This window comes from Sulfurimonas sp. (genome assembly GCF_050296975.1).
Lineage (GTDB): Bacteria > Campylobacterota > Campylobacteria > Campylobacterales > Sulfurimonadaceae > Sulfurimonas.
Genome location: NZ_JBNKRX010000010.1, coordinates 42,357 through 68,078 on the forward strand (window position 1 = coordinate 42,357; position 25,722 = coordinate 68,078).

The 25,722-nt window shown below is 33.5% G+C and carries 24 protein-coding genes and 1 pseudogene; 2 read left to right on the top strand and 23 right to left on the bottom strand.

Going from position 1 to position 25,722, the window contains the following annotated elements; all coding sequences use genetic code 11:
* Position 1 precedes the first annotated feature (1 nt).
* The 14 genes and pseudogenes from fliF to ilvC all read right to left on the bottom strand — a co-directional run.
* Positions 2–1,717 (bottom strand): flagellar basal-body MS-ring/collar protein FliF, encoded by a 1,716-nt coding sequence (fliF, locus tag ACQY56_RS02770; RefSeq protein WP_428737766.1) that lies wholly within the window; start codon positions 1,715–1,717, stop codon positions 2–4.
* Between the two features lie 15 nt (positions 1,718–1,732).
* Complete coding sequence (gene hisC / locus ACQY56_RS02775) at positions 1,733–2,827, bottom strand: histidinol-phosphate transaminase (RefSeq protein ID WP_428737765.1); 1,095 nt, start codon at positions 2,825–2,827, stop codon at positions 1,733–1,735.
* Positions 2,824–3,909 carry a prephenate dehydratase gene (gene pheA, locus ACQY56_RS02780; protein WP_428737764.1) on the bottom strand — a complete coding sequence of 362 codons (1,086 nt, stop codon included), beginning with the start codon at positions 3,907–3,909 and terminating at the stop codon, positions 2,824–2,826. Before pheA ends, hisC begins: the two co-directional genes overlap by 4 nt.
* Positions 3,909–4,697, bottom strand: coding sequence for an HAD-IIA family hydrolase (locus tag ACQY56_RS02785; RefSeq protein ID WP_428737763.1), 789 nt, complete (start codon positions 4,695–4,697; stop codon positions 3,909–3,911). The genes pheA and ACQY56_RS02785 overlap by 1 nt, the downstream gene beginning before the upstream one ends.
* Before the next feature lie 15 nt (positions 4,698–4,712).
* On the bottom strand, positions 4,713–5,924 hold the full coding sequence (gene lysA / locus ACQY56_RS02790; RefSeq protein WP_428737762.1) for a diaminopimelate decarboxylase: 1,212 nt from the start codon (positions 5,922–5,924) through the stop codon (positions 4,713–4,715).
* Positions 5,925–5,976: 52 nt separating this feature from the next.
* On the bottom strand, positions 5,977–7,047 hold the full coding sequence (locus ACQY56_RS02795) for an LptF/LptG family permease (protein ID WP_428737761.1): 1,071 nt from the start codon (positions 7,045–7,047) through the stop codon (positions 5,977–5,979).
* Entirely contained in the window at positions 7,041–7,595 is a 555-nt protein-coding gene (pth, locus tag ACQY56_RS02800; protein WP_428737760.1) for an aminoacyl-tRNA hydrolase, read from the bottom strand. The genes ACQY56_RS02795 and pth overlap by 7 nt, the downstream gene beginning before the upstream one ends.
* 10 nt (positions 7,596–7,605) lie before the next feature.
* Positions 7,606–8,142, bottom strand: coding sequence for a 50S ribosomal protein L25/general stress protein Ctc (locus tag ACQY56_RS02805; RefSeq protein WP_428737759.1), 537 nt, complete (start codon positions 8,140–8,142; stop codon positions 7,606–7,608).
* A 55-nt stretch (positions 8,143–8,197) separates the two neighbouring features.
* Positions 8,198–9,379: a type IV pilus twitching motility protein PilT gene (locus tag ACQY56_RS02810; RefSeq protein ID WP_428737758.1), complete on the bottom strand. Its 1,182-nt coding sequence runs from the start codon at positions 9,377–9,379 to the stop codon at positions 8,198–8,200.
* Complete coding sequence (locus ACQY56_RS02815) at positions 9,376–10,359, bottom strand: transaldolase (protein ID WP_428737757.1); 984 nt, start codon at positions 10,357–10,359, stop codon at positions 9,376–9,378. The genes ACQY56_RS02810 and ACQY56_RS02815 overlap by 4 nt, the downstream gene beginning before the upstream one ends.
* A gap of 17 nt (positions 10,360–10,376) precedes the next feature.
* A complete protein-coding gene (locus ACQY56_RS02820) occupies positions 10,377–11,315 on the bottom strand; it encodes an aminodeoxychorismate synthase component I (RefSeq protein WP_428737756.1) in 939 nt (312 codons plus the stop codon).
* A gap of 8 nt (positions 11,316–11,323) precedes the next feature.
* Positions 11,324–12,199, bottom strand: a complete 876-nt coding sequence (locus ACQY56_RS02825; RefSeq protein WP_428737755.1) for an aspartate carbamoyltransferase catalytic subunit — start codon at positions 12,197–12,199, stop codon at positions 11,324–11,326.
* A gap of 31 nt (positions 12,200–12,230) precedes the next feature.
* A complete protein-coding gene (gene bioD, locus ACQY56_RS02830; protein ID WP_428743715.1) occupies positions 12,231–12,875 on the bottom strand; it encodes a dethiobiotin synthase in 645 nt (214 codons plus the stop codon).
* Positions 12,876–13,025: 150 nt separating this feature from the next.
* Positions 13,026–14,063 (bottom strand): annotated as a pseudogene (gene ilvC, locus ACQY56_RS02835) (ketol-acid reductoisomerase); the annotation flags it as partial.
* Between the two features lie 144 nt (positions 14,064–14,207).
* On the opposite strand from ilvC, the gene ACQY56_RS02840 reads away from it, so the two are divergent.
* Positions 14,208–14,861 (top strand): hypothetical protein, encoded by a 654-nt coding sequence (locus ACQY56_RS02840; protein WP_428737753.1) that lies wholly within the window; start codon positions 14,208–14,210, stop codon positions 14,859–14,861.
* Here the strand turns inward: ACQY56_RS02840 and ACQY56_RS02845 are convergent, their stop codons facing one another.
* The 9 genes from ACQY56_RS02845 to rpmH form a co-directional block, all read right to left on the bottom strand.
* A complete protein-coding gene (locus tag ACQY56_RS02845) occupies positions 14,862–16,832 on the bottom strand; it encodes a M16 family metallopeptidase (protein WP_428737752.1) in 1,971 nt (656 codons plus the stop codon).
* 65 nt (positions 16,833–16,897) lie between these two features.
* Positions 16,898–20,206, bottom strand: coding sequence for an EAL domain-containing protein (locus tag ACQY56_RS02850; RefSeq protein ID WP_428737751.1), 3,309 nt, complete (start codon positions 20,204–20,206; stop codon positions 16,898–16,900).
* Positions 20,207–20,338: 132 nt separating this feature from the next.
* Entirely contained in the window at positions 20,339–20,728 is a 390-nt protein-coding gene (gene ruvX, locus ACQY56_RS02855; RefSeq protein WP_428737750.1) for a Holliday junction resolvase RuvX, read from the bottom strand.
* On the bottom strand, positions 20,729–22,060 hold the full coding sequence (mnmE, locus tag ACQY56_RS02860) for a tRNA uridine-5-carboxymethylaminomethyl(34) synthesis GTPase MnmE (RefSeq protein WP_428737749.1): 1,332 nt from the start codon (positions 22,058–22,060) through the stop codon (positions 20,729–20,731).
* Positions 22,061–22,063: 3 nt separating this feature from the next.
* Positions 22,064–22,894: a Jag N-terminal domain-containing protein gene (locus ACQY56_RS02865; RefSeq protein WP_428737748.1), complete on the bottom strand. Its 831-nt coding sequence runs from the start codon at positions 22,892–22,894 to the stop codon at positions 22,064–22,066.
* A gap of 2 nt (positions 22,895–22,896) precedes the next feature.
* Positions 22,897–24,486 carry a membrane protein insertase YidC gene (gene yidC / locus ACQY56_RS02870; protein WP_428737747.1) on the bottom strand — a complete coding sequence of 530 codons (1,590 nt, stop codon included), beginning with the start codon at positions 24,484–24,486 and terminating at the stop codon, positions 22,897–22,899.
* Positions 24,487–24,489: 3 nt separating this feature from the next.
* Positions 24,490–24,813: a membrane protein insertion efficiency factor YidD gene (yidD, locus tag ACQY56_RS02875; protein ID WP_428737746.1), complete on the bottom strand. Its 324-nt coding sequence runs from the start codon at positions 24,811–24,813 to the stop codon at positions 24,490–24,492.
* Positions 24,794–25,132: a ribonuclease P protein component gene (gene rnpA / locus ACQY56_RS02880; RefSeq protein ID WP_428743717.1), complete on the bottom strand. Its 339-nt coding sequence runs from the start codon at positions 25,130–25,132 to the stop codon at positions 24,794–24,796. Before rnpA ends, yidD begins: the two co-directional genes overlap by 20 nt.
* Positions 25,120–25,254, bottom strand: coding sequence for a 50S ribosomal protein L34 (rpmH, locus tag ACQY56_RS02885; protein ID WP_280332161.1), 135 nt, complete (start codon positions 25,252–25,254; stop codon positions 25,120–25,122). Before rpmH ends, rnpA begins: the two co-directional genes overlap by 13 nt.
* Before the next feature lie 179 nt (positions 25,255–25,433).
* Between rpmH and ACQY56_RS02890 the strand changes: the two genes are divergently transcribed.
* Positions 25,434–25,706 (top strand): hypothetical protein, encoded by a 273-nt coding sequence (locus ACQY56_RS02890; RefSeq protein WP_428737745.1) that lies wholly within the window; start codon positions 25,434–25,436, stop codon positions 25,704–25,706.
* Positions 25,707–25,722 lie beyond the last annotated feature (16 nt).

Below are 25,722 nucleotides of genomic sequence, written 5' to 3' on the forward strand. Positions count from 1 at the left end.
TTTAATCTAACCTTTGTTTATGATGTGGAAGATCAGCTTCTTCCGACAATAGGGCTTGAAGTAATGCAGCTACATTCTCAGGCTCATCTTCAGCCATTACACGTACTTTTTCTAACAATACTTCATGCTTAAGTTCATCTTCATTGAGTGTCCCACTAATTCCAAGTTGATCTTCCACTTTTTTACGCATAGTTTGCACTTTCTCAACTAAATCATCACCTTCATCTTCATCCAAATCAAGTGATGGTCTCTCAAATGATTCATCCTCTTTAGAAACTTCTAACATTCTGTCTGCAAATGGAATAATCGCTTTTTTGTATACAATAAAAAGTAATAAAAGAACAAAAATATATTTAAACAAATCAGCAAAAGGTGATAAGTAAGTTTGAGAATAACTCATTAATTGCGACATTTGCGTAGCAGATGGGTCCTGTGCTTCTCTTTCAAACTGTAGATTTTGTACACTAATTTGATCTCCACGCTCAGCACTAATCCCAATAGAGCGACTAGCAAGTGAAGTTAAAGCATTAATATCTGCTTCATCTAACGGTGTATACTCTGTTTCATCTAAAAAGTTTCCATTTTCATCAACTTTATATTTGTATTTTCCATCGACTAAAACTGCAGCTGTAACTCTTTTAATACGTGCAAACTGTGCTTTTGTTGTACTTACAGTTTTACCAACCTCGTAATTTGTTGTCCCTGTATTTTTTGAATATTTTTCTGATGTTTTATTTGATTTAAGCCCTTCAACTGGGGCAATATTGCTCACTGTACCTGGAACTCCACCTGTTTGGTCTGGAGTAGAACCCTCACGTTTTTCTTCACTTACTTGTTCACTTCTTACAACATTTTCTGGATCATACTTTTCACTCGTTGAGCTTTGTATTGAAAAATCATAATCAATTGTCACTTGTGCGACAACCTTATCTTTTCCACCAACAAAAGGTGCTATAACCTCAATAATTTTACTTCTGAGTTTTGCTTCTTCTTTTGTTTTGTATTTTTGCTGTACAACTGAAAGCTCATCCATAGCTCCCATTTCATCGTCATCACCTAGAGTAACTCCATCATTACTAATTACCATAACATTTTTTGCATCTAGTTTTGGTACAGCTGCAGCTACAAGGTTTTTTATACCTCTAATTTGTTTGTGTGAGAGTGATCTTCCATCTGAAAACTCAATCATAACTGAAGCTGTTGGTTCAGCTTGTTTTGAAACAAAAAGAGTGTCTTTTGGAAGCGCTAAAGAAACACTTGCACTTTTTATAGGTGCAAGTGCGCTGATTGTACGTGAGAGTTCCCCCTCTAACGCACGAAGATATTTTACATCTTGGTCAAACTTTGTAGCACCAAACTCTTGGTTATCAAAAAGCTCAAACCCTACAACATTATCTTTTGGGATTCCTAGTGAAGCAATAGAGATACGCTCTTTGTAAACAACATCACGAGGTACTTTTATGATATTGTTTTCTTCAAGTTTATAAGGGATTTTATCTTTTTCAAGTTGTTCAACAACTTTTGCAGCATCAGTTGAACTGAGTGAATCAAAAAGAACTTCGTAAGAACTAAGCGTTGAGTTTCGAGATGTATATGTCACTAAAAATATCAAAAATGCAACTATACCAAAAACTGCAAAAGCTATAATCGCTTTTTGCTGTTTTGTTAGCTTTGCATATACAACCGATAACTGTGAAAAAAGTGCCTTAAAGTCCATTAATTATCAAATCACCTATAAATATTGCTTTGCAAGTTCAAAAAATTTATCATTTTGTACACTTGTTCCAACTGTAACCCGTATAGCGTTCATACCGTAACTAGCTAAATTTCTTACAATCATTCCACGTCTGAGTAGTTCATCTGCTAACTTTGTTGAATTTTGGTTCTCATTTAGACATAAAGTAACAAAGTTTGTATAGCTCTCAATTATATCTATTTTTTGCTCATTTGCAAACTCTTTGTAACGTTTCATCTGTTCAAAGTTTAAAGCGATACTTTTATTAACAAATTCTTCATCTTCTAATGCAATTGAAGCAGCTTCTAGTGAGAGAGTAGTGATATTAAAAGGTGGTCGAAGTTTATAAAGTTCATTGATAATCATCTCATCTGCAACTCCATATCCAGTACGCATCCCACCAAGTCCATAGGCCTTTGAAAAAGTTCCTAAATAAATCACATTTTTAAATTTTGCTATTAACTCTTTGGGGTCAACCTCTTTTTTAGCATCTGCATATTTTGCATACTCCATATAGGCACCATCTACAACTACTAAAGTATCTTCATCAATTTTTTCTAAAAATTCCATCATTGCAGTGGCATCTATAGCATCACCCGTTGGATTATTTGGTGTACATAAAAAAATAATCGAAGGATTTGCTTTTTTGTATAATTCATAAAATTCATCTAAGTTGTGCTCTTGAGAAGCAGTTTTTACTACTTGAGCACCTACATGCTTTGCATAAATCTCATACATTGCAAATGTTACACTATTTACAAGAATAGTAGTATTTTCATCTGCTTTTGCATGTACTATAAACTCGATCACTTGATCGCTTCCACTTCCAATGATGATGTTTTTTTGTTCTACATCAAAACGTTTAGCTAGACCTGCTTTTAACTTAATCATGGAATCATCTGGATATAAAGCCATATTTTTTACAATATCGCTTACTGCTTCTTGCACTTTTGGTGAACATCCAAGTGGATTTTCATTTGATGCAAGTTTTACAATATCTTTTGGCTCGATGCCAAACTCACGTACAACCAACTCTATAGGTTTTCCAGCTTCGTATGTCTTGATGCTCTCAAGATGTTTATTAAATTTCAATTTTCACCCTTTGTATACGATCCTAGCCATGTAACTTCGCTAGCGTGTTTTTCTATAACTTTTTTAATTCGTTTCTCATCTATATGACCATAAAAGTCTATATAAAACCAATATCCAAAACCACCATCTTTATCTTTTGATGGGCGAGATTCTATTTTACTTAAGTTTATCTTCTCCTGATCGAAATCTTGTAAAAAGTGTACTAGGGCACCCGCTTCAACTGCATCTTTTAAACGTACTAAAATGGATGTTTTATCATCCCCGCTAATTCCATTTTTAAAATCACTTAAAATGACAAAGCGAGTTGAATTTTCAGCTTCATCTTCAATGTTCTCAAATAGTATTGGCACACCATAAAGTTTTGCTGCAATGTGTGAGCAAATAGCGGCGGCACTCTCATCATCAGCTGCAAGGATTGCCGCTTTTGCAGTTGATTCAACAGGAATAAGTTCAATATCATTAAATCCATGTTCACTTAAAAATTCACGACACTGTCCAAAACCTTTATCTTTTGAATAGATTCTTTTTATATGTTCAAGTTTATGTGCTTTCGTCGCAAAAGCGACATGGATTGGCATATAGAGTTCTGAAACTATTTTCATAGATGATTTTGAGAGTAAATCAAGCGTTTCACCTACAATTCCATCACGAGAGTTCTCAATTGGCACTACACCAAATTTTGCACGACCAGCTTCTAGTGTTTTAAAAACAGACTCAATTGAGTTCAAAGAGAGATACTCACTCATAGCACCAAAACGACTCTCAGCAGCTTGATGTGTAAAACTTCCTTCAGGTCCAAGGTAAGCTATACGCTCTGGGAGTTCAAGGTTACGAGATACTGCAAAGATTTCTAAAAATATAGCTTCAATTGCTGCTTTATTTAAAATTCCATTTTCTTTAAAACTAAGCTCACTTAAGCGCTCAATTATCGCTTTTTCACGTTCTGGTCTGTAAATAGTTCCACCTGTATTGGCTTTAATTTCTCCAACACGCTCAACCACTTTCATACGCTTATTTAACAGCTCTAAAAGTTCTGTATCTATGTTATCTATGGCTTCTCTACACTCTTCTAAAGTTTTCATTACATCTTCCTATTGTGGTGCATTAAGATATCTAACATATCTTTATACACAAAATCAGGTCTTAATTTTTCATCCAAAAATGGAACTATCTCATCTGCTGTTTTATATTTTCCACTTGTTACAAAAACAGTTTGCATACCAAGCTCTTTAGCACCACCTAGGTCACCCTTTACATCATCACTAATAATTGTCACATCTGCAAAATGTGCATCTTGTACTTGCTGTTGTAGCTTTTGGAGTGATTCTTCATAAAAAGCCGTACTTGGCTTCCCAATAACTTCATACGATGAACTTGTCGCAAACTCTAACATTTTTAAAATTGCTCCAACCCCAGGATATCTTTTAGAGTTTTTTGCATAGATTGAAGTCTCATGCATCCCTACTAATTTTGCACCTGCAAGTATAAACTCTATCATCTGAGCAAACTCTTCAGAAGTAAAATCTGCTTTAATGGCAACTAAAACAGTTTTTGGACTCGTATAGTTCAATTCATATCCCATAGATTGAAGATTATCCAAAAATTCTGGTGCACCGTATGCAGCTACTGCATCTTTTTCAACTCTGTCCTCTAGTACCATCAACGGATCAAGGTACTTGTCAAAACTAAACTCTAATCCAATAGAGTGTAAAAAATTATAAAATTTTTTTGAGCTATTTTTTGTATTATTTGTAATTACCATAAAAGGGATATTCTCTTTATTTAAATGTTCCAAAAACTCACAGCTACCTGCTATTGGAGATTTATCAACATCACTGATTAAAGTCCCTTGAACATCTATGAAATACAATGTAACCCTCTTATTTTACTTTGCTAAAAACTCTTGTTCTAGCTTTATTAAATCTTCAAAATTCTCACGAGCGCGAATTACTCTTGATTTTCCATCTTGTAGTGCTATCTCAGCGCTTCTACCACGAGTATTGTAATTACTCCCCATACCAAAGCCGTATGCTCCAGCTGATTTAATCACAAGTAAATCATTGTGGTTCAGTGGTGGCAATAAATAATTTTTTGCAAAAAAGTCACCACTCTCACATACTGGTCCAACTATATCAACTTCTCTTAGCTCAGCCTCATTATCTGAAATTGCTTCAATCTCATGGTAGGCACTATAAAGTGAAGGACGGATTAGATCATTCATCGCACCATCTACTACTACAAATTTTTTCTCACCATTTTGTTTTTCGTATAAAACTTTTGTTAAAAAGTATCCAGCATTTGCAGTTAAAAAACGTCCTGGTTCGCAAATGATTGTCATATCAAGTGCCGTGAGTGTTCCAAGAATTGCTTGTGCATAGTCGTATGGTTTAATTGTAACTTCATCATTGTATTTGATACCTAAACCACCACCAATATCAAAGAACTTCAACTCAATATCGAGCACTTGAAGTGAACGTACTAAGTCTGCTACAATCTCTGCCGCTTCTCGGATAGGATCAAGTTCTGTAAGTTGTGAACCAATATGGAAATGAATTCCAACTGGGTCTAAACTCTCAGAATTTTTTGCTTGGATATACATCCTTTTTGCCGTGTTTAAATCTACTCCAAATTTATTGTCATGTAAACCTGTTGAGATGTACGGGTGTGTTTTTGGATCAATATTTGGATTGACACGAATACTGATACGCGCTTGTTTGCCTAACTCTTGAGCCATCAGTGCTACACGTCCAAGTTCTGCTTCACTTTCTACATTGATGTAAAGGATATCTTTTTCAATAGCTTCGCGAATCTCATCATCTGTTTTTCCAACACCAGAAAAGATAATTTTATAAGCGGGGATACCTGCTAAAAATGCACGGCGTACTTCACCGATAGATACACAATCAGCTCCACTACCCATTTTTGCGAAATGTTGCACTACACTTAAATTTGAGTTTGCTTTTACAGCATATGCAATTATAGATTTTCTACCACGAAAAGCCTCTTTAAGTTGCTCAAACTGCGTTTGCATATAATCAAAATCATACACATATAAAGGTGTTTTATACTCTTGTGCTAAAGATTTAAAATCGATCATAAATTTTCCATTAAATTTTTGACGATTTTATCCAAAATGTGCTTATAAGTGCCTAAGTTGATAGGCGATGTTTTCTCCATAGCCCCAAAGCAATGATAAAGAGCGTTGTAATTGGACCTAAAATTCCCACTTCACTTGATATTGTTTTATGGTTTGAAAGTTCTATTAACATAAACATACCACCCCATACCAAAAGTGTCGAAACTATGGCTGCAAATGAAAAAAGTGAGACATTTAAAAAACGTACACTGATAGGGACTAAAAAGAAGATAATAACTATCAATGTAGGTGCAAAAAATGGGTATACTAAAATTCTATACAAAGCCCCACGAATATTACTTGTTTCAAGCCCTTGAGAACTTAACAAATTATAAGCATCATACGCATCTTTTATAGTAAAATCAACTTGTCCTAAATAGACTTGGTCAAGCATTTTTGGTCTAAATCCATCGAGAATTTTGAGATCTTTTTCCTCTGTAACTTGAATCCCCTTAGATGCAAAACTCAAATCATCTGGTTTTGTGATAATATCTGCATTTTTAATGCGCCAATAATCGTTTTCGTAATGTGCCTCTTTTGCAATTAAAACAGATTTTAAAGAGTTGTTTTGAAGGTTAAAAACTCTAATATCAAGTGCTTTTTCTTGAATAGGAAGCAGTTTTGAAAAATAGATATATTGTCCTTTATAGATGAAAAACAAATCTCGACTAGGATTTAAATATGTTCCATGTACACGAATGTTTTTTGCGTATTCTTGGGCACGAGAAAACTTCGTAAAAGAGTGTAGAGATATAAATACAAATATTATCAGTGAAGCGACAACTACAAATGGTTTTAATACATCTACACGTGAATACCCCAAAGAGTAAAAAGAGACAAGAGCGTTAGAACGTATCAGATAGATTTTTGTTGCAATCATTCCAAAAACTAATGAGATAGGTAGCAACATATCAATTGCAAAAAAAGTTTTATATGTTAGATAAATAAGTGCTAAGTTCGCTGATTTTGAAAGTGCATCAGCATTACTCATATAATCAAATCCTACCATAAACAGTATAAGTGCAAAGAGAATCACTACAACATATTTTAAATAGTGCCAAGTGATATACCTATAGGCTAACATATCGAGCCTTTTTTAGAGTATTTTGAACTTGTATCTTCAAGAGAATTACTTAGCATAAACTCAATTGCATCACACGTATGTGAAATCCATTTTTCTAAACATTCATTTTCCAAAACAGAAAAATCACTTAACACATACGAAACCACTTCACCTTTATGTTCTGGCTTTCCTATGCCCATTCGTACACGTACATACTCTTTAGATATATGAGTATCAAGTGATTTTAACCCATTATGTCCACCATGCCCACCACCAAATTTAAAACGCAAAGTTCCAAAATCAAGGTCTAAATCATCATGTATTACAACAACTTCATCTATTTTATAAAAGTTTTTTACCTTTACAACTGATTCTCCAGAAAGATTCATAAATGTGAGTGGTTTCAATAAAAAATGATTTTCAAATTTGAAAAGGTCCCCTTTGAAGTTTGAAGAGGATTGTTTTGAAGCATTGAACCTAGAGATAAGTTCATCAATTACCATAAATCCTATATTATGGCGAGTTTTTTCATAGTTCGCTCCAGGATTCCCTAGACCGACTATGAGCATAAGTAATTCCTTACTTAGCTTTGATCACACTTAAAACTGCTACACGGTCAGCGTCAGTGTATGTAACATTCTCAATAGCTGGAAGGTCACGGATAAGTCTTGCATCACCAACATCCATAGGAGTTACGTCTACAACGATCTCTTTTGGTAAATCTTCGATTTTAGCTTTTACACGAAGACGTGGTTTTGAGATGAAAACCATACCTTTGTTTTTAAGACCAACTGCATCACCTTGTGCTACAACTGGAACCATATAATGTGTTAAAACACCAGGTTGTGCAACCATAAGATCAACATGAAGTAATTTACCAGTTGTTGGATGAGACTCATATGCTTGTACTACAACATTCATCTCTTTACCATCTACTTTTACAGCAAATGCAATTGAATCTTTATTGCGTACAGTACGGATATATTCATTCTCTTTGAATGCAGCATTGATATTCTCAAGCCCTTTTCCGTAAATATTTGCAATTAGATAACCATCACGGCGAAGTGCTTTAACGCTCTTCTTACCAGTACTCTCTCTAACGATACCTTCTAACATACGAAGTCCTTATTGTTTAAAATGGGCGAAATTATATCTTATCTTGAATTAAATTTTACTTTAAATCAAACACATCATCATATTCACGTGTTTCTTTTTCTGTGTTAGTCGTTGCTTGAGCAGAAATTTTTCCACTTGTGAGTCCTGAAATTCTAAGCTCTAAATCTGATGAACTTGTTGCATATTCCATTGCAGCATCTTTAGAGATTACGCCTTCCGTATACAGATCAAAAATAGCCTGATCGAAACTTTGTGAACTATAATGTTCTTTACCAGCCTCAATAGCATCACGAATCTCTACATCACGACTTTCCATAATAAGTTTTTCTATATATGGTGTACGTACAAGAATCTCTAACGCTGCACGACGACTACCATCTTTTGCAGGGATTAAACGTTGAGATATAACACCTTGAAGTACCCCAGCAAGAGAGATACGTACACGGTTTTGCTCTTCAGTTGGGAACTGCGCAATGATACGATTGATGGTCTCTTTTGCATCGAGTGTGTGTAAAGTTGAAAAAACCAAATGCCCAGTATCTGCTGCATGAAGCGCCAAGTTAATCGTTTCACGATCCCGCATCTCCCCAACCAAAATAATATCTGGATCTTCACGAAGTGCTGCACGTAAAGCATTTGAAAAAGAGAGTGTATCTTGTCCAACTGAACGTTGATTAATAATACAGCCTCTATCTTTATGAACAAATTCAATTGGGTCTTCAATTGTAATAATATGCTTTTTCTTTGTTAAGTTAAGCTCATTTATAAGGGCGGCAAGTGTTGTTGATTTTCCTGAACCTGTAACACCAGTAACTAAAACCAATCCACGCTCTTTTTTTGTAAAGTTATGAATAACACTTGGCAGATATAACTCTTCAATGGTAGGGATACGCACAGGAATAACACGAAAAACAGCTGAAACTCCATCCATTTGAAAAAAGATATTGACACGAAAACGATTATTTTCATCAAAAGGGTATACTAAGTCAAGCTCTTTTTTCTCAACAAATTCTCCAAACCGCCCTTTTAGAAGCTCTTTTGCAAATGTTAAAGCATCCTCTTTAGAAAAAATCCCACCTGAAAACTGTTTAATCTCACCATTAATTCTTGCACGTATAACAGCATTTGCTTTAATATGAAGGTCACTACCACCAACATCGATCATTTTTTTGAGATGCACTCTCACTTTTTTTAGTTGTTCAAATGTTAATTGACTTACATCTATATCCGTATTCATAATGCCTCCAAAATATCTGTAAATGCATCTTTAAATGCTACTAATCCATCTTCAATCTGTTGATCTAAAACCGTCTCTAAATCTAAACCTATTGCAGCTATTTTATCAAAATATTCTTGTATTGTTTGTGGGTCAATTGGAAGTGCTTTGATTTTACTTCCATTTTCATTATAGGCTTTAATTGTATCAATTGGCGCTGTATTTACGCTATGATATGCTAAAAGTTTTTCAACATAGTAATGTGCAGGAAGGGAATCATCTTTGACACCAGTACTAGCAAACAATGCCCTACATCCTTCAACTTTCATCGATTCTATCTCACTATAGATACTTGCTGAATTATAAATACCACCCAGTGCTACTTCAATATCATGCTCTACTAAATATTTATCGATAGCTCGATCAACGCGTGATACAAAAATACTAATGACCGTATCTACTTTTTCACCGTGTTTTTCACACCCTTTAGCAAAAGCTTGTGCACACTCTATTGCTTGTGCTTTTTTAAATATCAATGTAGCGTTTACTGGTATACCTTCAGAGGTTAAAGCCTCCATCGCTTTATATCCAGCTTCAGTAGCTGGAACTTTAATCATCACATTTGGTCGATCAATTGTTGCAAAAAGACGTTTACCCTCAGCAATTGTAGCCTCTGCATCATCACACAGATATGGATCAACTTCAATACTTACATAGCCATCATCACCTGCATCAAACAGTGGTCTTAAAACATCTGCAGCTTTTTGAATATCAAAAATAGCCACTGCTTCATACTTTTGTTTTGCATCTAAATGGTCATCTAAAGATTTTAATTGTTCAAGATATGCAGGTGAATTTAAAATTGCATTTTTAAATATAGCAGGGTTTGATGTAGCTCCATTAATAATTTTTGCATCAATTAACTCTCGAAACTCATTATCTAAATAGTCTCTTTCAATAAAATCAGCCCAAAGTGAAAACTTCAAATCCTCAATATACATAAAAACTCCAATTAATTTTAAGGTAGATAGATTTTGTCACACATCTCCTTATATTCTGCTTTTGGATCACTCTCTATTGTGATCCCTCCACCACTTTTATATATATATCCAGAGTCTGTTTTTTCGATAAAGCGGATCATAACACCACTATCTAAACTTTCTCCATCAAATACACCAAATACACCACTAAAAAAACCTCTCTCATAGCCTTCAATTTTCTCAATCAAATCAACTGTACTTTTTTTAGGTGTGCCACTTATACTTCCAGCTGGTAAAAGTGCTTTTAAAATATCCCCCAAACATTCATTCCAATTCTCTTCTAGTTTTCCACTTATATGTGAACTTACCTGTAGAAGTTTTTTATCCCCCGCGTTAATCTCATCTATATAACGAAATTTTTCAACTTTTACATCTTTGGCAACTATTGAGAGATCATTGCGAAGTAAGTCCACAATCATGATATGCTCAGCCATCTCTTTTTCATTTGAAAGTATCTTTTCTTGTGCATTTACAATCGCTGCATCGATGGTACCTTTCATTGGAAAAGTTGCTATAGTATTGTTTTTAATTTGAATGAATTTTTCAGGAGAAAAACACACAAAATGATCTTTAAAACGAAGTTTATAGTCTGCATTTGCAAGTGTATATATCTCTTTTAAAGAGAGTTGTGTTTCTATAGATGTTGGTTGTGTAAGATTAAAAATATAGGTATTTCCAGCTTCTATATTTTGAATAACTTTGTCAAACTTTGAAAGATAATCTTCATAATTTGTAGGTTTTTTTTTCAAAAAATGGGGATGTTGTTTATATATGTGGTTATGGTCTATTTCAAATTCAATATCATGCTTAGCTAAATTTTCCAAGGGAAAAACGTCGATATTTTCCCCTTTAAAATCAGTAACAAATAAAAAAGGGATTTTTGCTTTTGCATATGCATTGATCGTCTCAAATCCCATAAGACTTTTTAAACGTTAGCGATTAGTTTTTTAAGGATTGCCATACGGATATTTACACCGTTACTTACTTGTTTGAGTACTTTACATCTTGGATCATCTAAAAGTGCATCTGAGATATCTATATTTCTATGCACAGGTCCTGGATGTAAAAGGATAATATCGCGATCCCTTACTAACTCTTCAGTGATACAAAAATCACTCGCATAATCTTTGAGTGATGCATAATTTTGCGATGAGTGACGTTCAGTTTGTGTACGAAGTGACATAATTACATCTACCTCATCGATAATCTCTTTTATATGATGTGTTGCACGTAAATCTGTTTTTGGTAAAAAGTGAGGAGGTGCTACTAAAATAACTTCCATCCCAAAACGAGTTAAAAGCTCAATATTTGAGTTTGCCACACGAGAATTTTTGATATCTCCTACTATGGCAATTTTTTTACCATTTACATCACTAAAATGATCCATTAAAGTATAAAGATCAAGTAATGCTTGGGATGGATGTGCATGAGCACCATCCCCCGCATTTACAATCGAAGCTTTTGTATGTTTTGAGAGAATTTTTGGTACACCTGCATTTTGATGACGAACAATGATAGCATGAGGTCCCATTGAGTCTAAATTCATTGCAGTGTCTACTAGAGTCTCCCCTTTTTTTGTAGAACTTTTTGCCACATCAAGATGCACAACCTCTGCACCCAAACGTTTTGCAGCGATCTCAAAAGAACTTTTTGTACGAGTAGAGTTTTCAAAAAAAAGTGTAATGATTATTTTATCTTGTAAGATTCGTTCAAATCTTCCATCACTAAATTTTTTCGCATCTGCTAAAAGCTCTTTAATCTCATCTGTACTAAAGTCATCTGTTCTAATTAAGTGAGACATGCACTCCCTTTTGGCTTATAAAGTAGTGATATTATAGCATTATTTTGGTCACAAGTTTTTCTAAGTTTGCAGTTGTAAGCACCTCTGGAAATATTTTTTGAAAATATGGCAGCGAAACTTTTTGAAAATTTTCTTGTTCACCCTCTCTACAATTAAAGAACACTTCATTTACAATTCCAAAATCGATTAAAGCTTTTTGGTGAATAAGGGTATCATTAATGCATCCAAGTGAGCAGTGTGTTACTAAAATTGTCTTAGCTTTAAGCTCTTTAATCAAATCTATCATCATAAAATGCTCATCAATTGGAACAAATAATCCACCAGCTCCCTCAATAAATAATACATCACACAAACTATCTTGACGCTCAACAGCGCTCTGGATTTTTTGATAATTTATCTCTGAAAAATTTGAAGCTACACAAGGTGCTGCTGGAAGCTCATATGAGATAGGGACAATATCCTCAACCGATAATGACCATGCATGAGGATTGAGCTGTTTTAGAAGTGCTAAAAGTGCATCGCCATCTGGATACACCCCATCCACAACTCCAGTCTCAATCGCCTTAATCACACCAACTCTATACCCTTTTTTTGCCAACTCCTGCATCAAAAGTTTAGTAGTATATGTCTTACCAATATCTGTATTTGTTGCTGTTATAAAGATTCTTTTTGCCACAATAATCACTTCATAAATAAATTTTAACAATTATAACGAAATTTTATTTACAAAATAGAGAAAAAGAGTGATGGAGCTACAAGGCGCTAGATGAGGAAGCCTACACTAAGTAGGCGACGAAGTTAGCAACGCAGTAGATGCGTCGCTATTTTAGTTTTTAGATGTGTCTACTATTTTGTTGGCTTTGATCCACGGCATCATTTCACGAAGACGCGCACCAGTTTGCTCGATTGGGTGAGCTTTTAGGTTATTTCTTTCAGCATTCATTCTTGGGTATCCAGCTTGACCTTCAAGTACGAAATCTTTAGCAAATTGTCCGTTTTGAATCTCTTTTAGAACTTGTTTCATAGCAGCTTTAGACTCAGCATTGATAACACGTGGTCCTGATACCATATCACCATACTCAGCAGTATTTGAAATTGAGTATCTCATATCGGCAATACCACCTTCAAAGATTAAATCAACGATAAGTTTCATCTCGTGTAAACACTCGAAGTAAGCCATCTCTTCTGGATAACCAGCTTCAGTTAAAGTCTCAAAACCAGCTTGGATAAGTGCAGAAACACCACCACAAAGAACTGCTTGCTCACCAAAAAGGTCAGTTTCAGTTTCATCTTTAAAAGTTGTCTCAATGATACCTGTACGTCCACCACCAATTGCAGAAGCATATGAAAGTGCTAACTCTTTAGTAGTTCCACTTGGGTTTGAACCAATAGCGATAAGGTCAGGGATACCACCACCTTTAGTAAATTCGCTTCTTACAGTATGCCCAGGAGCTTTTGGAGCTACCATCATTACATTGATATCTGCAGCTGGTTTAATTCTTCCATAGTGGATAGAAAAACCATGACCAAATGCAATAGTTGCACCAGATTTTAGGTTTGGAGCGATCTCAGCAGCATAGATTTCAGCTTGGTTTTCATCTGGTAAAAGGATCATTACAACATCTGCTTTTGCAGTAGCTTCTGCAACTGTAAAAACTTCAAAGTTTTTCGCAGCAGCTTTATCCCAAGAGCTTCCACCTTTTCTTAAACCAACGATAACGTTAACACCACTATCTCTTAAGTTTTCAGCGTGAGCGTGACCTTGAGAACCAAACCCAATCATCGCAACAGTTTTACCTTTAATGATGTTGATATCACAATCTTTGTCATAATAAACGTTTAATGCCATTATATTTTTCCTTGACTTTAAGAGTTCTCTCTTAAAAAATTTGTGGCATTATACAAAAACTTTTGTAAAACTTTTATTAGAGTAATCTTAGTTTTCATTTTATATTTATCAGCTTAATATCTAAATGTGTATAATTTGAAAAAAAATATGAGGTTTATCATGAAAAAATTTAACCTTTTTAACGAGATTATCATTGTTGATAAACAAAAACTTTTCAATGCTATAAATTCCCATAAAGAGTTTGCTATCAACATAAAAGGAGAAATCCTTTACACTCCCCTTCCAGACAAAGAAGCTATCATCTATCTAGGGCAACACGTTCCAAAACCAACAAACCCTTTAATGCCTTCAAAATATATAACACTTTCAGAGATACTTGGAAAAAATTATCAAATAGTTGAAGATGAGGATCGTGTACTTATAAAAGCATTTTCAAATTGGCAAGAACTTATAAAGGCGAATGTGTTACGAGCTTCGTACGATGATACTACAGGTGATGGCGTAAGTGAATTTTCAAACAAAGAGCTTGAAAAGATTGGTTGGCAAGTGACAGAATTTGATATCACTTATAGAGAATTAATTGAAGTGATTGAAGAAAAATGTGATGGAGTTTTGCTCTGTATAGAGCAAGAATCTCCACACTATCAATTTAGTGGTTTAGGATTTATACAAAATGATGAAGATGCCAAATCTGTACTCTTTCGCTACTGTCAAGAAAAAATCAGAAGATTGCTTGAAGAAGATGAACTGTACACAGTTGATAAGCTAACAGATGATGAAAGAGAAGCGGCGGAGTTTTTTGGAGTTGCTTAGTTAACTCTCCCGCCACTGCACAATATCTTCATATAATTCCTGTGCATTTTTACAACGAAGATATATCTCTTTTTTACCTTTTTCTTTTACCATTACAAGAGGTTTTAAAAAGAAAAATGCATTGCCTCTAATTTGAAAGTAATTTTTTATACTATATGGAACTATCTTTATCTCTTCAATATCTTCTTTGTCAATCGAATTATAATTTGCACCAATGATATTTAATCTCTCTTTTGTAACATCCAATCTTATTGCAAAATTTCTATACACTGTACTAAACAAAAATACTAAAACTATAAAAAAGAGTACAGTAGAAAAAATGAAATAAAGAAAAAACCCTCCAGCAGAAAGTGTATAACCAAAATATGGGTTATCAAACAATACTAAAAATAGATAATACTCAATCCATGAAGCTATAAAGTTAGCAATTATTACTACAACAAACATCCAAACTACCGATACAAATCTTGTCCCTAAACGTCGTGTAAAAATAATATCTCTTTGAGAATATACTTTTTTTTCTTTTGCTCTTTTAACTCTATAAAAAATGTTCATCCCTACAATCAAAAGTATGACTATTATCAAGTATAAAAGAGAAAGATCATATGGGAAAAAATAATAATCTTGATATGTATACAAATACCCATACTGTTTGATAAAACTATCACTGATTACTTTTTGAAAACTGTTTATATCTATAGAATTAAATACCTCATAGGGTGTTTTATCTTCTATATGTTGATACACTCTAATATACTCTGTCGTATCTATTAAATCCATCAAAGAGTTACTATCGTGTTCTATGGACGTATAGTATAATTTTGATTGTTCTAATGCTTTTACGATATCTTTTTCATCCATTTTGACAACATCATTTTGTATCTGTTTTTGTATCGTTTGTAAGTTTTCCTCAAAATTATCATGTAGCGAGTCAAAAGACACACCGACTAGTGCAGCATTACGAAGGTTTGTATCATAAGCAGATACACTATATGTTTGCCCTAGTTTATTTCTAAGGAGTTGCTGCATCTTTTGTGCTAAAAATTCACTATAGCTATTTAAAATAAGATATTTTTTATAATCATCTAGTATATATCTACTTCCTATATATGCTCTATTTTTACTACTATTTGCAATCCAAAACAGTTTGTATTCTTTTGGTTCAAGTTTTGCATCATAAGCCAACTCTTGTGTATGCTTTACTCCTTGAAATTTAATAGTGCCATACTCTTTTTGAATAAGTTGTATCATATTTTCAAGATCAAAGTTTCCTGCAATTTTTAAAGTCATATTTGCTGGATAGTAATACTCTTTGTAGTGTTGCATTACTGCATCTAATGTAAATTTATGATTATTGAGTTTATAGATATAGTGTGGTGGTCTCTCTTTTTGTTTTTGTAAACCAAAAGAATCTGTAAATATATTTACGTCATCAGGAAAAGAGTTTTTTATTGCTCTATAACCTAAAAATAAAGGATACAAAAGATGATCATGCCACTTTGCATCTCCTATCTCTGTTTGTAAAGCACCTCTTTCTATCTCTAAATCATCAATACTTACATTTTTATCAAATAACATCTGTGCAAAAGTTTTTACTAAAAATTCTGATTTTTCACTTTGAATTGTTGCAACATATTGAGTAGAATCTTCTCTCGTATACCCATTTACATACGTTGCACCCGCATCTTTTAAATAATCTAAAAAATCGTTATGGGGGACTCTTTGATCTCTAAAAATCAGATGTTCTAAAAGATGTGAAATACCAGCAGTCTCTTCATCTTCAATAGACATTCCCACTTTAACATCTACACTTATTTGAGTGTTCACCGCCTCTTTGTCTGCTAAAAGGTATACTTGTAAACCATTATCTAATTGTAAATATTTTATATTTTTATAAGGGTCAATATTCTCTTGTGCTTGTAAAGACCCAACAAACAAAGAAAAAAACAAGAACAAAAAAATTTTTTTCATTTAATCTCTTCAATTTTTTTGCTTGATTATATAGCAAAAAACCTACATATAATATAAAACAATTTTTAATTTTTCCAGTTTTTATAAAACTCTTCAAACTCATGCGCTTGTAAAGGTTTTGCAAAATAGTATCCTTGTACTTCATCACAACCATATTTTTGAACTAAATCAAGGACTTCTTTATCTTCTACACCCTCTGCAATAGATTTAAGATTGAAGCTTTTTGCCATTTGGATGATTGTTTTTACAATACTTTCATCCCCTTTATCAATTAAAATATCTTTGACAAACGAACGGTCTATTTTTAATTTATCCACTGCAAAATGTTTTAAATATGCAAGACTTGAATACCCTGTTCCAAAATCATCAATAGAGAGTTTCACTCCAAGTGCTTTAATCTTTTCTACAATTTGTAAAATTCTTTGGGTATCTTCTATTAAAACTGATTCTGTAAACTCTAGCTCTAAACATGTTGGGTCTAATGAAGAGTGTTGTAAAGCATTTTGAATAACTTCCACAAGATTTCCTCTTTGAAACTGAATTGCTGAGATATTGACTGCTACTGAAATATTAAATCCTTGTTGGTTCCAAACACTTGCCTGTTTAGTTGCTTGTTTTAAAACCCATTCCCCTATAGGAACTATTACACCAGCTGTTTCTGCAATGGAGATAAAGTCATTTGGAAAGACTACTCCCAAATTTGGATGCTGCCATCTAATCAGTGCTTCAACTCCAATAATTCTGTTTTCAACAATATCTATTTGGGGTTGATAATAAAGTACAAACTCTTGATTTTCAACTGCATTTTTGAGATCATTTTGCATCTTAAATAATCCAATTAGATTATGTTTCATCTGTTGTGTAAAGACACAATAATCATTTTTTCCATTCTCTTTTGCTTTATACATTGCAGCATCAGCATTTTGGAGTAAAATATCAAAAGAATCTCCATGTTCTGGGTATAATGAAACACCAATAGAAGCAGATATAGACAAAACATGGTTTCCAATTGTAAAGGGACTTTTTAATTCAAAGAGCAATTTTTTACTTATACTTATTACATCCTTTTGTTTTTCAACATCTGAAAGGATGATAATAAATTCATCTCCACCCTGCCTACTTAAAGTATCACTCGCTCGTATACATTTTTTGAGTCTACTTGATACCATTTTGATAATTTCATCTCCGACATAATGTCCTAAAGAATCGTTAATTGTTTTAAATCCATCAAGATCTATAAATAAAATAGCTATCTTTTTTTTAAGACGTATTGCTCTAGTTAACGCCTGTTCTGCCCTATCTTTTGCAAGCATTCTATTTGGTAGTCCCGTGAGTACATCATGATGTGCCATAAACTCTATACGTTTTTCTATATTTTTACGTTCAGTTATATCCTTTGTAACCAATATAGCTTGTATCGGACTTGTATTTGGAATAACAACCACAGAAACCTCGTGTTCCCTTATCTCATTAGTAGTGGTAACTAAACTTATATTATATGTACTTGGTGCGTCTTCACCTGCTAAACGTTTTTTATATGTTCGTGCAACTTTTTCCTTATCATCTTCATGAATAATATCTAAAAAATTTGGTTTATCTTTATGTGTAATATCACCATAATATTTTTTTACAAGATTTTCGTTATTTGTATAAATAAACTTTCCATTCTCCAAAACATGTACACCAATATCTGCTTCAGCGACACTTTGAAGTACTATTTTTTGAAAATCTCTTTGTTTTAATACTTCTGTTTCAAACTCTTTAATTTTACTAATATCATGTCCTATTGCAAGTGCTCCTACGATCTCTCCAACATCATTTCTCTCAGCAACTAAATGGATATCATGAGCTACTCGTACACCATCATTCGTTCTAATCCATTCAGTTGTAATATTTTCTGATTTGCCTGTTTGAATTACTTGCTGAACTTTTGCTTGATACTCCTGTGCACTCATATTTAACATAGTTAAATAAACACCCCATTGTACTTCAGGTTTATGATTCGAAACTAATTCATACGGGATTCCTGTTTGATTTGAAAAAGCAAGATTTGCATATGTTCTTTTAGAATTTCTATCATAACGCATGATAATATTTGGTGAATTTTCTGCAAGAGTTCTATACTGTTCTTCCCTTGCAAATAACTCTTTTTGAAATGTGATATCATGTCCAACAGCTAAAATACTCTCAATTACCCCGTTACTTGTAAACTCAGGTGCATGATTATGTATAAAATACTTTTTTGACCCATCTGGTAAAATAAATAACAATTCTACAGAATCAGGTTCTCCAGTTGTAAATACTTTTTCTAAACTATTTATAAGTGCTTCGTCATAATCTGGATGGATCATCCTAACTTCTAATGGTGTTTTACCAATAAAATCTGACGCTTCTTTTCCTATAAGTTTTTCTACTGCATGATTGATAAAAGTTCTTTTATAATTCTTATCATATCTATAAATTGGGATATCCGCATTTTGAATTAATGTTCTATACTTTTGCTCTTTTTCTTTAATTTGTTCTTCATGCGTCTTTTGCTTGATAATATCTCTAGCAATACCTAAAATACCAACTAAACTTCCGTCCTTTTTATACACAGGTACTTTTCTTACTTCTAAAATACCATCTTTCCCACTATCTTTGTAGGTTATTGCTTCTTCAGAAAAGCTAATCATTTTATTATTCATTGCTTCTTCATCAGAGAGTTTACAATTATTAGCTTCATGAACCTTATAAAAATCGTAGTCTGTTTTACCTACTATATTTTCCACATCCGTACATAAAAAATCTTCATAGGCTTTATTACATGTAATATAAATACCATTTTTATCTTTCATCCATAACATATCAGGTATCGTAGAAATTATGGATTGTAATTGTAAAGTTGTTTCTTCAAGTTTTTCCTGAATAAATGTCATCTGTGTTATATCTCTTGAAATACCTACAATTTGAGATATATTTCCCTCTTTATTAAAAACAGGTGATAACACAGAATGACATGTTTGTTTTTTATTTAAAAATCTGTATTCATTTATATAGTCAATTTTCTTTCTTGCTTGTAAACATGTATTAAATTTATCAATAAGAAGTTTTCTAAAGTTAGTATCTTTTATATCGTCTACACATCGATTAATGATAGCTTGTCTTGGTAACCCACTACTTTCTAAAAAAGCTTTATTCACATCTTTGAGAAAAAACTTGTTCTGTTTTGTTACTTCCACAAGATAGATGATATCACCAGAATTGTTTAATAAACTTTCATAATAATCACTTTTTTCTGAACTGATTTGCAATTGTCTTCGCGCTTCTTGCAATTCATCTGTAAGTTGTTCTATTTGTTGTTGAAGAGTTGTCTGCTGTGGTTTACCTGTCATATCTATCCCTATGAGTGATATTGCAATAAAATTATATACATACCAGCTGCTTGACCAATTGTACACTAAGTGTTTATACAATTAAGTTGCATTAGTTATTCCGATAAGAGACCATTACACGACTTTTATGGTTTATGACTCTCTAAAAAAACGCTGTAAAATCACCATTGCAGCTACAGAGTCTACTCGTCCATCTCTGATGTAACGGATTTCTCCTTTGAGTAAATTTTCTGCTTCTAAAGAACTATTTGCCTCATCTTGAAAGAAAACCTCACCTTGAAACTCTACAAGTTTTAAAAAATGCTCTATACGTCTACGCATCTCATCTTCACTACTACCACCTAATGGTATACCTACAACAAGCGTATCTACTTCCCATTCATCAAGTACTTTTTTTAGATCATTTGCAGCTTGATCTCTATTTTTTCGTATGATTGCTGGAAGTGGTGTGACTATATCCTTATGTGCAGAGTATGCAAGACCGATACGTTTTAACCCTAAATCAATAGCAATATACTTCAACTATTTCCCTAAGCAAAAAGAGCCAAACATCTTATCAAGCATCTCATCATTTTCAAATGGACGTGTAATACTAGCCATTGCTTTTACTGCTTCATTTAGATGAAATGAAAATATCTCTAACTCTTGATCTTCTAGTGGTGCGAATGCCTCATCTATATCTTTGATTGTCTCTTCAACTGCTGCGATCTGACGCTGTGAAATCAGCATTATTTCATCACTGCTATTTGACCTATCCATAATTGTTTCAAGTTTTTGAATTAATGGTGTCACATCATCTTTTGAATTGAGTTCAAGATCAAACTCACGATCTAACTCCAGCTTTGTTTCAAGATCAATCTTATTTTTTATAGATATTTGCTGTTTTGGAGTTTTCTCTAAAAGAGAAAGTATCTGTTTATCTTCATTATCCAGTTCACGAGAATTATCAAATACTGACACTACTATATCACTCTGTTCTATCGCTTCTAAACTTCGCTCGATACCAATTTTTTCGATCTCATCACTCGCTTCTCGTATACCAGCAGTATCTACTATACGAATCAGGTGCGTACCTATTTTCACCTGCTCCTCGATCGTATCACGCGTAGTACCAGCTATATCACTTACAATGGCACGGTTATAATTTAAAAGGGCATTTAACAAAGAACTCTTACCAACATTTGGCTTTCCAACTATCGCTACACGAAAACCTTGCATAAGACCTGCACGCGATTTTGAAGCTTGTAATGTTTTTTCAAGTTGTGCTCGTAATCTTTTCAACTTCTCTTTAATCTGCTCGATTAAATCTTCTGGCAAATCCTCTTCTGCATAATCTATACTCACCTCAGAGTATGCCAAGATATGAATAATCTCATCACGAACTTCTTCGATAAACTCTTTGAGTGAACCTTTGATTTGTTTTGCCAAAATTTTTGCAGCATCTTCACTTTTTGCTTCGATTAGTTGCGAGATAGCTTCCGCTTCACTAAGGTCAATTCGACCATTAAAAAATGCTCGTTTAGAAAACTCTCCAGCATTAGCTACACGTGCCCCTGCATCTAAACAAGTTTGTAGGATAGATTGTGCAACAATATATCCACCATGACATTGTATCTCAACAACATCTTCACCTGTAAAAGAATGGGGATTTTTAAAGTAGATGATTATTGTCTCATCTATAAGTTGCTCTTCTTTATCGAAAACTGTAGTTAAAGTAGCATATCTTGGAGAAAAATCTTGTTTACGTGAGAGTTTTTTTGCAATACTGAGTGCTTTATCTCCACTCAATCTTATAATTGCAATCGAGCCTATGCCATGAGCAGTGGCAATGGCTACTATAGTGTCGTTATCCATAACTTAGTTGTGATAATCATTCACTATAATGTATTTTAATCCCTCTTTTGTAGAGCGGATAACAACATACTTATCTGGATATTTATCTCTTAATTCTTTAAGAGCAATTTGTACCAAAACACCATCCAGTATTTTTGTTTGTGCACGACCATCACGTTGTATAATTTCATACACATTTTCAAGATATTTTGCAACAGCTTCCTCTTGATTTTTCAAAAATTCTGCTATCTCTAAACGAAGTTGTAAATTATATTTTGCATTTATCCAATTAAAAAGCATATATGAAAGTGCTTTGTATCTGTATCCTTCTTTACCAATAAGAAGCGCTGCATCTTCCCCTTTAAATTCAATAAGCAGAGTTTCAGCATCATAGGCACTCACATTCACTTCATCAAGATCAAAACAAACATTTGCAAAAAGTTTATTTATATCTTTTTGAACCTCTTGCACAACCTCATTCATATCATGATTAAAAATTGTTTGTGCCTCTTCTTGCTCATCATAAGAGTCATCATAATCTGCTGTATAATCAAGTCCACTTCCGATATCTTCTTCAAGCTCTTCATCTTGATCACTTACAAACGATGTTGGTAAAATAGTATCATTAATAATTTTTGGTTCATCATTTTGCACTTGTTTCTGTGTTGTTTGTTTTTTTGAACTTTTTTTCTGCTGTACAGTTGCTACAATAATAGCTTTTTTCTTAAAAAGACCAAATATACCATTACTTGGTGCTTGAACAACCTCTACAGCTAACTCTGTAACAGAACAATCAAGAGATGCAGCAGCATCTTGATATGCCTGTTCTAATGTGATCGATTCTATCTTGATCATAGTTATTTCCCGCTTTTTTTCTCTACTGCTACTTTTACATCTTTTGCATTTTTAAATTGTTGATTTACAATAAACTGTTGTGCAATAGAAAATAAGTTATTTACAAACCAGTATAGCACAAGTCCTGATGGAAATGTAACAAAGAAGAATGTAAAAATAATTGGAAGATATTTAAACATCTTCTCTTGTAATGGGTCTGTGAAATTATTTGGTGTCATATGTTGTTGTAAGAACATTGAAGCACCCATTAAAATCGGTAAAATATAATATGGGTCCATACGTGAAAGATCATCAATCCATAGTAACCAAGGAGCACCTTGGAGTTCAACTGCATTTAAAAGTACACGATAGATTGCAAAAAATACAGGGATTTGTAATATCATAGGTAAACAACCACCTAATGGGTTAGCACCATGTTTTTTATACATCTCCATTGTTGCTGCATTCATACGTTGTGGATCTTTACCATACTTCTCTTTAATCTCTTTAAGTTGAGGGGCAAGTTCTTTGATCTTTTGCATACTTACCATACCTTTGTATGTAAGTGGATATAACACAGCTCTAACTATTGCAGTAAGAGCGATAATAGCCCAACCCCAGTTACCAAAAATACCATGTAACCACGAAAGCAATGCAAAAAGTGGTTTTGCAGCAAATGTAAACCAACCATACTCAATAGCATTTACAAGTACAGGGTTAATTGCCTCTAAAACTTTATGCTCTTTTGGTCCAATGTAACCATGAAATTCATTGTTGTTCTCAGCTTCAAAGTAAACAACTGGATTACTCTCAAAACCACGCTCAACGATTACATTTGTATCTGCATTAAATCCATACATAATTGTTGCTGTATATTGGTCAAATGAAGAAGCTAACTCTACCCCTTGAAAAACTTGACGACCTTCAGCTTCACCATCCTCTGTGATATGCGCAACATCATCATTTGTATAGATCATACTCCCAGCTACTGCCATAAGTTGTTGTGCAACTTGTGGTCTATCTCCGATATATACATAATATCTTAAAGGTTTTGATGTAGTTATCTTTACATCATAATGCCCATCTGCATAAAATCTCAAAGCTTTTATAACTGTAACTTGGGGAAGTTTTTGTGTTAAAATTACTTCTACTGGTGTCTCTGGCGTTACAACTGCATTTGTGATATTTGCTGAATATGGAGTTTTTAAAGCACTTTCATTGATCGTTTTATCTAAAAATCTAACATAAAGAGGTTTTGTTCCATTTTCAGGCACAACTTGTGCATGTAAATCTTCTGCATCTCTAAATTTATCTTCTAAAAGCTCTTTTGAAGAGATACGCCCTAGTGAATCTATTTTGAGTACAAATTTATCATTTTTAATTACAACTATATCACTTGAAGCACTCTCATCAATTTTTTCTGCTTCAGAAATCTCATGCCCACTTACTTCTTCTACAGAAGTTTCTTTTACCTTTTGTACTTTTGTTTGTGCAACTTGTTGATCTTGTTGCGGCTCTTTTGGTGGGAAAATAGCAGTATAGCCCACGAAAAAAATTACGGATACTAGTACTGCGACCAATAATCTTTGATTTGGTGTCATTTTGTCAAACACAAATTACCCTTTGTATGAAAAATTTTTAATAATGTGATAACGGTTCTTTTCATTGGGAACCAACCAATATTTTATAGAATCAAGTTCGAGTTTTGATGGTTTTAATTCCAATTTATCCAACAATGGATAATCGATTCCACCATCAAAAAGTTGATTGCAACGTAGTATTCTAATAAAAGAGTTATAAAAAGCACTTAAAAGTGAATTATTTTCAAAATTTATCCGTGCATATTCACTACATGTTGGGTAGTATCGACACGAACCATAACCAATGAGTGTAAAAAACTTCTGATAAAGCCATAAAAGCTTAAGTAAGAGTTTTCGCACGAGAGAGGATATTTTTGAAATCATTTTGAATGGTAAGGAATGGAGCGGTTATTAGTGCTGCTTTGGCAACAAATACATAACTTCCATCTTTAAGAGCTGGAGCCATTTCACAAAAAAGTGCACGCATTCTACGTTTTGCACGATTTCGTTTTACTGCATTACCTAATTTCTTAGTTGCAGTAAAACCAACTTTGCGAATTCCATCTTGTGGAAGATAAAAAACAACTACACTTGAAGAGTGTTGGTTTTTACCCTTGTTGTAAACAAACTGAAACTCTCTATGTTGCTTCAGCGTGTTAAACCCGCTTATACTGATAATTTTTTACGACCTTTAGCACGACGGCGGTTAATGATGTTACGACCATTTTTAGTAGCCATTCTAGCTCTAAAACCATGTGTTCTTTTTCTAGGCGTATTATGTGGTTGGTATGTTCTTTTCATGGGACATATCCTTATTTAATTTAAGAGCGCAATTTTACAAAAATATTGCTTAAACACTCTTTAAGGTTGCCATTTAAGCATACTACTCATCAATGTGTTAAAAATGTGATATATCTATATATTTTCTGTGATATAATGTCGCTAGAATTAATAAAACGACTCTGAGGAATGTAGACATTTTGAAAAAAATTTCCACAATTATTATCTATTTTCTATGCTCATCAAGTTTATTTTCTAGTTCAAATTATCAAACTATTGAACAACTTGCCAAAAGTCTTAAATTGTTTGGAGGGACTAAAGCCTCTGTGCAATGGGAGAAAATTTTTTCCTCACAAAGACATCTCAAACGTTATCATCTTGAACATCTTGATCATAATACAAAAGAGCAATTGCAACACTATCTCATCCAACATGCTGCTGATTCTAAACAACCTATAGTCCCAGGAGTATAATAGTGTTTATACAATG